The 11,489-nt window shown below is 73.5% G+C and carries 11 protein-coding genes and 1 pseudogene; 3 read left to right on the top strand and 9 right to left on the bottom strand.

Annotated elements, in window-relative coordinates:
* The first annotated feature begins 463 nt into the window (after positions 1-463).
* The gene (locus AC6EXY_RS22855) at positions 464-1,546 is read left to right on the top strand and encodes a globin domain-containing protein (RefSeq protein ID WP_499818111.1); all 1,083 of its coding nucleotides are present in this window, start codon (positions 464-466) and stop codon (positions 1,544-1,546) included.
* Between the two features lie 98 nt (positions 1,547-1,644).
* Here the strand turns inward: AC6EXY_RS22855 and AC6EXY_RS22850 are convergent, their stop codons facing one another.
* The 6 genes and pseudogenes from AC6EXY_RS22850 to AC6EXY_RS22825 all read right to left on the bottom strand — a co-directional run bounded on the left by AC6EXY_RS22850 (position 1,645) and on the right by AC6EXY_RS22825 (position 7,263).
* Positions 1,645-2,136: an SRPBCC family protein gene (locus AC6EXY_RS22850; RefSeq protein ID WP_101830290.1), complete on the bottom strand. Its 492-nt coding sequence runs from the start codon at positions 2,134-2,136 to the stop codon at positions 1,645-1,647.
* The gene (locus AC6EXY_RS22845; protein ID WP_499818110.1) at positions 2,133-2,957 is read right to left on the bottom strand and encodes a hemerythrin domain-containing protein; all 825 of its coding nucleotides are present in this window, start codon (positions 2,955-2,957) and stop codon (positions 2,133-2,135) included. The genes AC6EXY_RS22850 and AC6EXY_RS22845 overlap by 4 nt, the downstream gene beginning before the upstream one ends.
* Before the next feature lie 2 nt (positions 2,958-2,959).
* The gene (locus AC6EXY_RS22840) at positions 2,960-3,598 is read right to left on the bottom strand and encodes a TetR/AcrR family transcriptional regulator (protein ID WP_101830289.1); all 639 of its coding nucleotides are present in this window, start codon (positions 3,596-3,598) and stop codon (positions 2,960-2,962) included.
* Positions 3,599-3,772: 174 nt separating this feature from the next.
* Positions 3,773-4,453, bottom strand: a complete 681-nt coding sequence (locus tag AC6EXY_RS22835) for a wHTH domain-containing protein (RefSeq protein WP_499818109.1) — start codon at positions 4,451-4,453, stop codon at positions 3,773-3,775.
* Positions 4,454-4,496: 43 nt separating this feature from the next.
* Positions 4,497-4,808: pseudogene (locus tag AC6EXY_RS22830) on the bottom strand (wHTH domain-containing protein); the annotation flags it as partial.
* Between the two features lie 88 nt (positions 4,809-4,896).
* Positions 4,897-7,263 carry a TIR domain-containing protein gene (locus tag AC6EXY_RS22825; RefSeq protein ID WP_499818108.1) on the bottom strand — a complete coding sequence of 789 codons (2,367 nt, stop codon included), beginning with the start codon at positions 7,261-7,263 and terminating at the stop codon, positions 4,897-4,899.
* A gap of 659 nt (positions 7,264-7,922) precedes the next feature.
* Here AC6EXY_RS22825 and AC6EXY_RS22820 point away from each other — a divergent pair.
* Together AC6EXY_RS22820 and AC6EXY_RS22815 are read left to right on the top strand one after the other, a co-directional pair.
* Positions 7,923-8,408, top strand: coding sequence for a hypothetical protein (locus AC6EXY_RS22820; RefSeq protein WP_101830287.1), 486 nt, complete (start codon positions 7,923-7,925; stop codon positions 8,406-8,408).
* 179 nt (positions 8,409-8,587) lie between these two features.
* Positions 8,588-9,289 carry a VIT1/CCC1 transporter family protein gene (locus tag AC6EXY_RS22815; protein WP_101830298.1) on the top strand — a complete coding sequence of 234 codons (702 nt, stop codon included), beginning with the start codon at positions 8,588-8,590 and terminating at the stop codon, positions 9,287-9,289.
* A 69-nt stretch (positions 9,290-9,358) separates the two neighbouring features.
* Here AC6EXY_RS22815 and AC6EXY_RS22810 read toward each other — a convergent pair whose 3' ends face one another.
* From AC6EXY_RS22810 to AC6EXY_RS22800, 3 genes are all read right to left on the bottom strand, one after another.
* A complete protein-coding gene (locus AC6EXY_RS22810; RefSeq protein ID WP_101830286.1) occupies positions 9,359-10,255 on the bottom strand; it encodes a CbtA family protein in 897 nt (298 codons plus the stop codon).
* A 14-nt stretch (positions 10,256-10,269) separates the two neighbouring features.
* Positions 10,270-10,482, bottom strand: coding sequence for a CbtB domain-containing protein (locus AC6EXY_RS22805; protein ID WP_101830285.1), 213 nt, complete (start codon positions 10,480-10,482; stop codon positions 10,270-10,272).
* A gap of 277 nt (positions 10,483-10,759) precedes the next feature.
* On the bottom strand, positions 10,760-11,260 hold the full coding sequence (locus tag AC6EXY_RS22800) for a hypothetical protein (protein WP_115537919.1): 501 nt from the start codon (positions 11,258-11,260) through the stop codon (positions 10,760-10,762).
* Positions 11,261-11,489 lie beyond the last annotated feature (229 nt).

The raw sequence follows: 11,489 nt of genomic DNA, 5'->3' as shown, positions 1-11,489 counted from the left end.
GCTCCTGCGGCACCCACCACGACCGGGACGTCAACGCCGCACGGAACATTCTGGCCGCGGGGCTCGCGGTGTCAGCCTGTGGAGACGGAGTGAGACCACCCCGCTCCTAGAACGGGGAGGCATCTGTCGGTGAAGCAGGAACCCGTATCGCGAGGCACGGGAATCCCCGGCCGGCAGCTTCAGCCCGGGGAGGATGCCAACATCGTGCTGACCGAGGAGTCCGCCGAGGTTCTGCGGACGACCGTCGGGATGGTCAGCGGACACGCCGACGCGATCACCGCAGCGTTCTACCGGCGCCTGCTCGCCGCCCATCCACCGTTGCGGCAGGTGTTCAACCAGGGCAGCCAGGCCACCGGCGAGCAGGCACGGGCCCTCGCCGCCGCCGTCGTCGGCTTCGCCGGGCCACCTGCTGAGGACGCCGGGGCCAGCGCAGCCGGGGCAGCCGGGGCAGGCGTTCAACGGGGTGCTGCGCCGCATCGCCCACCGGCACGCCTCCCTCGGGGTCCGGCCGGACCAGTATCCGGTGGTCGGACAGCATCTGCTGGCCGCGATCGGCGAGGTCCTCGGCGAGGCGGTGACACCGCGGGTGCACCGCGCCTGGGATGAGATGTTCTGGTTGTTCGCGACGGCGCTGATCGCCGAGGAAGCGCGGATCTACCAGCGGGGCGGCTCCAATCCGGCGAACCCGTGGCGGTCCTGGCGGGTCACGGCCCGCACCGTCACGACGCCCGAGGTGCTCTCGCTCGACCTGGTGCCAGCCGGCATCGACCCCCTGCCGGACTACCTGCCCGGCCAGTACGTCTCGGTCGCGGTGGACCTGCCGGACGTCGGCCGCCAGGCCCGCCAGTACAGCCTGTCCCGGGCGCCGGGTGCGGGCAGCCTGCGGATCACCGTGCGCCGCGTGCCCGCGACGGGTGACGCCCCCGCCGGAGCCGTCTCCTCCCATCTGCACAACCGGGTCGCCGTCGGCGATCTACTCGACCTCAGCGCGCCGACCGGGCACGTCACGCTGGCCCCGGGCGCGGACCCGCTCGTCCTGATCAGCGCGGGAATCGGGACGGCACCCATGATCGCGATGCTGGGTCACACCGCGCGCCTGCGACCGGGGCGGACGGTGGTCGTCGCGCATGCCGACCGCTCCCCGGCCCACCACCCGCTGCGCACCGAGATGCTCGACCTCGCCGCGCTGCTGCGCGACGTCCGCCTGCACACCTGGTACGAGGCCGACACCCCGCCGGCCAAGGGCGCCCCCGCCGACGACCCAGGGCCGGGAGCGGGCGCGACGCGAGCGGCGGGACCGGCAGCGGCCTCCGGATCTGGCTCGGACAGGCCGGCACCCGGCCGGGCGGTGGCGTGCGAGATCCGGCACCGGGGCCGCATCGACGTCGACGCCCTGCCGCTGCCCGACGGCGCCCGGGTCTACCTGTGCGGTCCGCCGCCCTTCATGCGGGACGTGCGGGCCGGCCTGCTGCGACGCGGTGTGCCCGAGGCGCGGATTCGTTACGAGGTGTTCGGCTCCGACCCGTGGGCGGGCGCCCCTACCTGACGGCCCTCCTCCTGCGGGGGACGTCGGGCCGCTGGGCCGACAGGCCGACCTCTCGGTGGTACGGCGGTGTACGGCGGGCCCGCGGGGACGCGCCGGGGTCAGTTGACCCGTGCTGGTACCGGATTGCGGGCGGCGACGTCGCCGAGGCGGCGCAGATCGTCGGCGAGGGCGCCACGGCGGTCGCGATGGGCGGGCAGCAGCGCCGCGATCAGCACGTCCGCGAGGACGGGCAGGGTCAGGACGCGGTATCCCTGACGGATTCGCGTGCCGCCGTCGACCTCCGTGAGACGCACCCACCACTCGGTGCCGTCGCGCAGGACCGGTGAGCCGAACGTGCGCCACCGCAGTTCACGCGCATCCTCGACGGCGAGGATCTCGCACACCCGAGCCCAGCGGGAGCCTCCCGCCCGGTTGGTCCCGCGGAACCGCGCGCCGGGTGTCGCTGCCGTGGCTCCGTCCAGCCACCGTGCGCCATAGCACTCGTGACTCCACTCGCCGATCCGTGTGACGTCGGCGAGCACCGCCCAGACCGCCGAGGGCGAGGCGACGACGTCGACCTCGACCTCGCAGTGGCGCGGGAGGCGGTTCACCGTGACGCCCGGGCGCGCGCATCGCCGGGCTGCTCGCGGTCCACCGGCCGGGGGGCGGGGGCACGCGAAGCGGCCACGGCGGACTCGGCGGAGGCGGAAGCCTCGGTGGCGGAGGTGGCGGAGGTGGCGGCGCTGCCCCACCGGGCGGAGGCGTGCCGGCGGTAGCGGGCGCCGAAGCCATACAGGACGATCAGTCGCGGAATCAGCGGCACCTGACCGAGCACGATCTCGCGCCGCTCCGGCTCCAGGCCGTCCAGCAGCCAGTGCCCTTCCTCCGCCAGCTCCGGCAGCGACTTGATCTTGATGTTGTAGGTCTGGTCCCACTCGTGCCACTGACGGTGGGTGAGTGTGGCCGCCACGAGGGGCATCGCCTCGGCCTCCTCGCGGTCGAGATGCGGGAACAGCACCGCGATCAGCTCGTCGAGCGCCTCGACCAGGCCCCGTCGCGCCGCGTCGGACGACAGCTCGTCCCTCGATCCCAGGGCGTCCGACCGCGCCCAGCGGCGGGCCGCGTGCGCGGTGGCGTTCATGGCGGGGTGGATTGCCTCGTGGTCGGCGCCCATCGCGTCGATCAGCTCGGCGGCGTCGGGGCTGGCCGTGGCGCGCACGAGCGGGTAGAGGCCGGCGTCCTCGCCGCCGTGGTGGCGCTCGAGAAACGCGATCATCCAGTCGACGTGGGCGGCGAGCGCAGCACGCCGGGGGCCGTCCGGGTAGGGGTGGGTGGTCAGGGCGGCGCGGACGCGGCGCAGATCCCGGCGCAGCGCGTCGTGGACGACGCCCATGATCCTTGTGTCCGCGGGGCCGTCCATGGCGGTTGTCATCGTCACTCCTGATCGTTCAGATCGATGATCGTTTTTGTGAGCCACGCCCGATAGGCGGCGGCGGTCCAGCCGGACCGGTTGACCAGCGCGTCGTAGACCTCCGCGCCGGCCAGCGCCCACAGCAGGTCGGTCTGCTGGCGGCGGGGCGGTCGGCCCAGCACGAGCGCGAGGCCGCGTCCGGTGTCGAGGCGCCGGTTCGCGTCGTCGGAGACCAGCCGCTCGGCCAGCTCCGGCTCGCTCGCGGCCCCTTCGCGCAGGGCGAGGAGCAGCCGCACCGTCCGCCCGTTGATCGCCGCGATCAGCTCGGCCGCAGCGGCGGCGCGTTCGGCGAGCGTGCGGCCCTCGCCGACGGCGCGGAACTCCGGTCGCTCGACGAGCGCCACCGGCTCGTCGTCGCCGACGAGGGCACCGTCGTAGGCCGCCGCGAACAGCGCCGGCTTGCGCCCGACCGCCGCGTAGACGGTCTCGACCGAGACGCTCGCCCTCGCGGCGATGTCCCGGACGCCGGCGCCCGCCCAGCCACGCTCGGCGAAGACCTCCCGAGCCGCCGCCACGACGGCCGTCCGTGTCTGGCGGGCCTGCTCCGCCCGCCGCGCCGACCGGTAGGGCCGCACGGCGGAGGGGGATGTGGTGTCGGGCATGCGCAGAAGTTAGAACGAAGGCGTTTTCAATACAAGCCCGTTTGCCCAATCTTCTACGCGACACCCGGGTCGCCCGTCCGACAGGGCGGCGCAGGGCGGGACCGCGCAGGCGGATCGGATCGCGCGGGGGAGGCGGTGTGCCGAGGACGATGGGACGGGCCCGTCAGGTCCGGATCAGCGGTCGAAGGTGTCCCGGTCGGGCACGGCGAACCCGAGCTCGGCGAGCCGGTCGACGATCCACCGGGGCGTCCACCGGTAGGTCCAGGACGCGACGAGGATCTCCGCTCGGGAGAACGGCCGGTCGACCAGCGGCCCGTCCGGCCCGTCCCGCAGGATGTCGACGATCGCGCAGTCGACCCCGTCGATGAAGGCCGTGCGGGCGGCCTCGGTCAACGCCGGCACCTCACACCCGAGCATGGCCAGCCGCTCGACGACCCGCCCCGGACTCCACTGCAGATATCCGGCGGCCCCGATGACGTGCGCGAGTCCGACAGGCCCATTGCCAAGCCACGGCCCGCAGCCGTCGAGCCAGGCACTGAGCAGCAGCGCATCCCGCGCGTTGAGGCCCGACGCAGTGCTCGGGCCTGACGACGGGGAATCGAGCCGGCGCTGCACCTGGTCGAGGAGGTCACCGTCGACCGGCAGATCCAACTCGGCGAAGACGTCCGCGACCTCGTCGGGTCGCCGGTTGCCGAACTCGGCGACCCCGAGGACCGTCGCCACCGAGATCGGCGCGTCGCCCAACCCGGTGGTGTCCGTCCGGTAGAAGGCGACGGTCACGACCGCCCGCTCGTCCGGGCTCATCTCCCGCAGATGCGCCGGCACCACGAATCCGAGCCGCGCGTAGCCGGTCACGCACCTCGTTGACGTCGCATCCGAGTACACAGGCGGCATGCCGCAGGTGGGCCGCCGGCAGACGCCCGCCACCGCCGAGCCACGGCGGTCGCCCGTCGATGTGCCGGCCCAGCAGCACGAGATCGACAAGGTCGACCCGCTCGACGGAGGGCGGGCAGGCCGCCTCCTCCCCGTCCGCACCCGTCGCGCGCACGTCGAAGCCGAGCCGCCGCAGTCGGTCGGCCACGGCTGCGGGAGATCGCCCGGTGACAGCCGCGGCGGCGAGGACGTGACCGAAGGGCACCGGACCGCCCGGCAGCCACGGCGCCTCCCCGTCGATCCTCGACGACAGCAGATCCAGGTCGTCGGCGGTGATCTCGACGTCGAGGTCTCGCTCCCAGTCCGCCGGGGTGCCGCCCGGGGCGTCGGCCGAACCCGCCCGCCGGGCCGCGCCGACGCCCAGCTCACGCAGCCAGTGCGCCAGGGCCGCGGGACTGCGCCCGGCGAGCCGGGCCGCAGCCAGCAGCCGCCGCCTGGTGCTGGCAGCGGGCGGACAGGGCCCGCCCGGACCGGCCTCGCTTCTGCCACTGGGCGCCGCGGATGGTCTCGGCCAGCGCGGCGAGGTCGACGGCGTCGGCGACACCGAGATGCTCGACGACGACCACGGGCAGCGCGGCCGGTTCGAGCGCCATCCGGTGGGCGACGGCGAGCAGGTAGCCGACGAAACGCTCCCGCAGGGTCATCTCGTCGGCGGTCGCCGCCGCCACCGTCACCTGGTCGCGCAGCGTGGCGGCGCGGCCGGGGCGGTTCAGGTAGGCCGGTTCCGCGCGCAGGGCGGTGAGCAGCGCGATGATCCGCGGGCCGGTGAGGACCTCCCCGATGGGCAGGTCCGGGTCGAGGCCGCCGAGCAGCTCGCCGAGGACCGGGCCGAGCTGGGAGCCGGAGCGCCAGACGGACCAGCGGTGCGCGAGCCACCAGCCGATCGCCTCGGCGGCCGCCGCGTCTGCGGTGCGCCTCGCCCGGTCGATCCGGCGCAGCAGCCGGGGATGGCGACCGGAGAAGGACGCGAAGTCCGCGGTCAGGGCCGCCGCCGCACCACTTCTCAGGTCCGCCGTCGCGCCGGCGCCGGGATGCGCGACGGTGGCGTCGGCGACGAGGATCGCGCCGACCGCCTCGCCCAGGAACGGCATGGCGACCAGCAGCGCGGCCTCGGCGGGGCTGAGCGGCGGCGGCTCGGTGCCAAGCAGGCGGGCGAGGAACTCGACCCGCTTCACCAGCCGCAGCGCGAGCTGCTGGTCGAGCCAGGGGTCGGCGGGCAGGCGGGCGGCCGCCCGATCCCGCGCCCCACCGAGGACGCCGGCCAGCTCGATCGTCGCGGTACGCAGCTCCTCGGCGCCGGGTGTGTCCGTCATGAGCGTCCAGGCGGCGTGCCGCTCGGCCGCCCGGCGCCAGGGATGGTCCGCCACGGCGGACGCGCCGGCGACCGGCGCGGCCGGGAACGGCCGGAAGCGGGCCGGATCGCAGTGCTCGACGACACGCAGCTCGCACGGCTCGCCCCGGCCCGCGACTGCCGGTGTGCCGCAGGACGGGCCAGCCTGATCCCCCGCGTCGCCGGGCCAGCCCGAGCCGTCGCGCCCACCCGGACCGCCGAGGCTGGTGGGCGCCATCGCGGTCAGGTGCCGCCGCAGCGCCGCTCGCAGCGCGGGCAGGTCGGCGGGTGCCGGGCGTTCACCGAGGACCTCGGTCAACACCCGCAGCAGCGGGGACGCGGCGTGCGGATACCGGGTACGCCGGACGAGGTAGGCATGGTCGGTGCCGTCCCCCGGGGACAGGCGGCCCTCGGACCAGCCGTCCTCGGTGAGTGTCACCCGTAGCGCCTCGTCGAGGTCGTCCGCGGCGTCGACGAGCACGAGGACGCGCCGCGCGGGGCTGCGGGAGATCGTCTCCGACCAGTCGAGGCGCACGCAGACATCCCAGAACGGCTGGTAGCCGGTGTCGGCGTCGGCCGGGACGAGGAAGTCTCGGCCGTCGTGGTGGACACCGTGACCGGCGAGGAGCAGCAACAGGGTGTCGGCCGGGCCGGCGTCGCGCAGGAAGGAGTGAATCGCCGTCTTGACGGCGCTGCCGCCGAGGCGCGACCGGTCGTGGACCTCAGCCCGGTAGCCGACCCCCTCCAGCGCCTCCGCGACCGCGTCCAGCTGCGGCGTGAGCTCGGGCCGCGCGGGCAGGGCGTCGTCCTCATAGCCGGCGACGCCGATCAGCAGCGCGCGGCACTCCCCCACTTCGGCGCCGGGAGCGGCCCGGCCGGACGGCGCCGTGATCGTCGGGCCCGCCGCCACGCTGTCGGAGTGGCCGGGGAAGGTCGGTGCCGCGCTGGTGGCAGGTGCTCTCGGCGGCATCGGGCCGCCGCCGGGAAAGCGCGGCTCGGCCGGTGGCTTCGCTCGCCCGGCGATGGCCTCGCGGACAGCCTGGAGAAGGGCGTCCCGCGCGTCCTGCGGCGACAGCGAGAACAGATCGACCGATACCCGCTGGTTGAGGACGCCGGGACGCGGGCAGGCTTCGATCCGCACCGGCAACAGCCGGCGATCGGCACCGGTGGGATCGGCGGCGAAGGCAGCCTGCCATTCCTGCTCACCGAAGACCGACTCCAGATAGGCGTTCGAGCAGACGGCGAGCGTACGGGTGCTGTAGCGGATGCCGTCCTGCATTGTCGCCGTCCAGTTCGAACCAGCGACCATGTCCCAGGCCTGCACGAGCACCCGGAAATCCGCCGACTCGAGCTGCCACGCGATCCATTCCGCCCAGGAACGATCTCGGGCCGTGTAGGACACGAAGAAGTCCCATCGGCCCTCGCCAGACGGCTGATTCCACCCCCCGATACTCATCGTCCGAATTGTGACAGGTCGCTCAACGTCACCGACGCGAGCGCGGCGGTTCCCGGATGCGACCTCGTCACGACGTGGGGTGGGGACAAGCCCCGGCGCGGCGGGCGGGGGCACGCGAGCGCATCCTGCGCACCGCGGAGGGACAACACCGCGGAGCGACAACACGGCGGTCGAGGCGGCGGGAACCCTGCCGGCGGTGGAGGAGGCGGTGATCCGGCACAGGATGGCGTTCACCGCGCGGCTGACCGACCTTGCCCGGCAGGCCGCCGCCGCGGTACGGCGGGGGCCGAGAATCGGCCGGACGGCGACCGTGGTTGTCTTCTGGCGATGGCATCCCGCTCCCGGTCCAGGCGCCGGAACCTCCCGACCTCCAGAGGTTCCGCTGCCGACGCGGCCCGCGCCAGTGGCACGGTCGTGGCCGCGGAACGAGATCGTCCCGGCCGGGGCAATGCCGGCCCCGGGTTTTCCCCGATGGGACGGGGATCCGGCTTTTGCGATGCTGCGTATGCGCTTTACGAAAGGTGACGAATGGGACGGCGCCCGGCTGATGGAACGCCGGCGGTGACCCATCGGTGCGACCGCTGCCGCTGCCAGGGCGAGCCCACATGAGCATCGTCCCGGTATGGGAGGTCGACCCGCTGGAGCTGCCCACGCTGGAGCTTCCCGAAACCGACGGCCTCGTGCTGGCCGGAGCCTCGGGCGCGCGGGACGGCTCCGGTGGCGGGTGCGTCGAGGTCGAGTTCCTGGCGGTCGACGCGGACGAGCTGCTGCGCAGGGCGGTGGAGGCGGCCGCCTGGCCGCACATCGGGTCCGTCACGGTGCACCCTGGCCGGGATCCGGCCGAGCGCACCCGGCTGGCCTTCCTGATCGGCCGGCAACTGCGGCTGGAACGCTCGGCCCGTGGCTGGGACTCGCCGGTGGTGACCCTCGGCTCGGCGCTGCGGCCCGAAGCGGCCGGCGGCCAGGGTCTGCGGATGGTGCCGCACCACGTGCGGCTGCGCTGCGGCGACCGCTGGAACCGGCACACGCTGTGGGAGGTCATGGGACTTCGCCAGTACGTCACCTGGCTGGATCGCCGCGCCCCCGGCTGACGATCGACCTCGGCCGGATGCGGTACCCGTCCGGGCGGAGGGCGTACCGAGCCGGACGAGGACGCCGCATCCGTACCAAACGGCCTGATGACGGCGAGATTCCTCACCTCGTGGCCCTGCCGTTCGCCGGGGTGCGGTGCCGATCATCGTGCTGTAATGCCGGGATGGCGGCGGCAGGCATGCGGATGGCGCGGCACCGGGAACGGCACGGCGTTCAGCGGGCCGGGTGGCTGCGGGCGGCCGTGCTCGGTGCGAACGACGGGCTGGTGTCGACGTCGAGCCTCGTCGTCGGGGTCGCGGCGAGCGGGGCGTCCGGGACCGCGGTTCTCACCGCGGGGCTGGCGGGGCTGACCGCGGGCGCGTTGTCGATGGCCGCCGGCGAGTATGTGTCCGTCAGCGCGCAGGCCGACGTGGAACATGCCGACCGGGCGCTCGAGCGGGCGGAGCTCGCGGCGAGCCCGGCGGCGGAGTTCGACGAACTGGTCGGCATCTACGAGCGCCGAGGCCTGCCGCGCGAGTTGGCGGAGCAGGTCGCGACGGCGCTGAGCGACCGGGACGCCCTCGCCGCGCACATGCGGGACGAGCTGGGGCACACCGAGCTCAGCCGGGCCCGACCGCTGCAGGCGTCGGCCGCGTCGGCGAGCAGTTTCGCCGTCGGCGCGCTGGTGCCGTTCATCGGGATGGCCGCCCCGGCTGGAAGGGCGCGGCTGACGCTGATCGTCGCGGCGACCATGCTGGGCCTCGCGGTGGCCGGGGCGCTCGGCGCCCGTACCGCCGGCACCGCACTGCTGCGCCCGACGCTGCGGGTGGTGCTCGGCGGCTGCGCGGCGATGGCGGTGACGGCACTGGTCGGCGTCCTCACCCACACCGCCGTCGGCTGAGCCCGGTCCGGGCGGGCGCTGCCCGCGCTCACCCGGACCGGGCAGTTGTCTCTCAGGCGGCAGTCGCTCTCAGGCGGTGGTGGCGGCCTCCGACCGCATGGTGCCCGGCTCCGCCGCGGCCGGGCGGGGACGCTCACGCGCCGGGGAGGCGGCGAGACGCTCGGCGAGCGCGCCGAACCCAAGCGCGAGCGTCGCCCACAGGACCAGCTGGCTGATCACCGAGTAGAAGCGGAACCTGAACAGCAGGTCCGCCGGGAAACCCGGGTAGACGATCGTGCCGTCCGGTGCCCGCAGCGGCTGCGGGGTCTCGGTGGCGACGTTGCCGTACTCGGCCTTGTTGATACCCAGATGCCCCAGTGCCGGCAGCAGCCCCATCGCGATGCCGACCAGGACCAGAAAGACCAGCGCGCCGAGCAGGCTGGCGTTCCACCCGCCGACGCGGCCGGCAAGCCAGCGGGCCGCCAGCACGGCGAGCACCATCGAGATCACCGAGATGGCGATCATCGCCAGGTACAGCACGCTGCGCTCGCCGATCGTCTCCTCATGCCCGACCGCCGGCGGGTTGGCCGGGTACTTGGCGAACGGGATCAGGTACAGGCTGACGAAGCCGGCGGCGGCCAGCAGCGCGGCGAGCACCCGCGGCCGCAGGCCCGGGTAGCGGCGCGAGACGATCAGGTAGGCGACGACGAACAGGCCGCCCATCGCCAGCCCGAAGATCGCCATGCCCACGCCGATGCCGACGTTGCGCTGCACGGACCGGCTGAAGACCTCAGCGGCCTCGGCGCCGTGGCTGTGCCCGCCGTGACTCGCGGCCGCGTTCAGCGACTCCTGCGCCGCGTCCCGGCCGGCCTCGTAGTCGATCGCGTCCTGGATGAAGGGCTCGGCGAAGATGCGGGCGAAGACGAACGCCAGCAGCCCGCCGAGCAGACCCACACCGAGGCCGCGGTAGATGTAGCGGAACTCCATCGCGCGGCCCCCGCTCAGTGGCAGGGGAAGCCGAGGAAGTGGCGCGCGTCGTGCACGAACTCGTGGATGTGCGTGTCCGAACCGAACAGCGACGTCGCTCCCTGGTCGATGCCGAGGAAGTACAGCAGCAGCAGCGACAGCAGCGCCGTGAGTCCCAGCGCCGCCCGGCGGGCGGTGAGCGGGAAGGTGACCGAGCGTTGCCGTGACTGTGCGATGGGAGTGGTCACAAAGGGCCTCCTGAGGGATCGTGCGTCCCGGACATGCGGGCAGCCCGTGCTCGGGTCTGACTTCCGGGCTCCACCGCCGCTCAGGGCGGACGGAGTCCGGTCACAGCGGCGCGACCGTGCCGGATTTCCGCCGGCTTCCTCACACAGGCGATCGGAGTATGCGGTTCCGATCCGGTCGCTGTCAACGCGGACGAAACCGGCAAAAACCCGCATCGCGGCTGGTAACGACATCGTGATGCCGCGGCGCGGGGCCACGGTGGATCGATCAGGACCGGAATCAGCCCGCGCCGACGCGGCGCACGATGGCGGACAGTTCGCCCTGGAACGTCGCGCCAAGCCGGGTCACCGTGCCCTGAAAGGTCCCCGGGCCGTTCTTCGCCCTGCTCAGCCAGTTCTCCGGGAGCTCCACCCGGTCACCGACACGCAGCGGCGACCGGCCGCACCATCGGTAGGCATAGCCGTCGACCTCGACGACCTGGTCGCCATCGAGATCGTGATAACGATGCGCGTCGTCGAGGCATCGCTCAAGGTCGCGGACCCGGTCCCGAAGCTGCTCGACCTCATGGCGGCACATTTCCTGGCCGCTTTCCCAACCTCGGCGGTGACCAAGGCCCATCCCCCGCTGATACGCCTCGGCAACGTCCCGCTCATGGTCGGTGAGGTGGGTGCGGCAGGCGATCTCCGGCCCGTACAACCGCACCTTGCAGGGCTTTCCGGACCGGGTCGGCCGCCCGCACGTCCGGATCTCGACCAGCTGATCGTCTACTCGACTGTCCATGCCGTCGCCACCGATCTCATCGTTGTCAGGGATGACGGGGGCAACTATAACCAGGAAAAGTACGGGGTCGATGGGCGGTTAGCGTACTTTTCCACCATTGGAAGTCGGCCGCGCAGCCACGGCCCTACTCTTGGCGAAAGGATCGCGCGGAGACGGAACGTCCCGCCAGGTCAGCGCGTTATTGATTTTCTCCGCGTCAGAAACGATGCGATCCGACCAGGCATCCCAC

This window comes from Frankia sp. RB5, from assembly GCF_059816245.1.
Note: the sequence above shows the minus strand (reverse complement) of the source record. Positions and strands in the feature narration are given on the sequence as shown.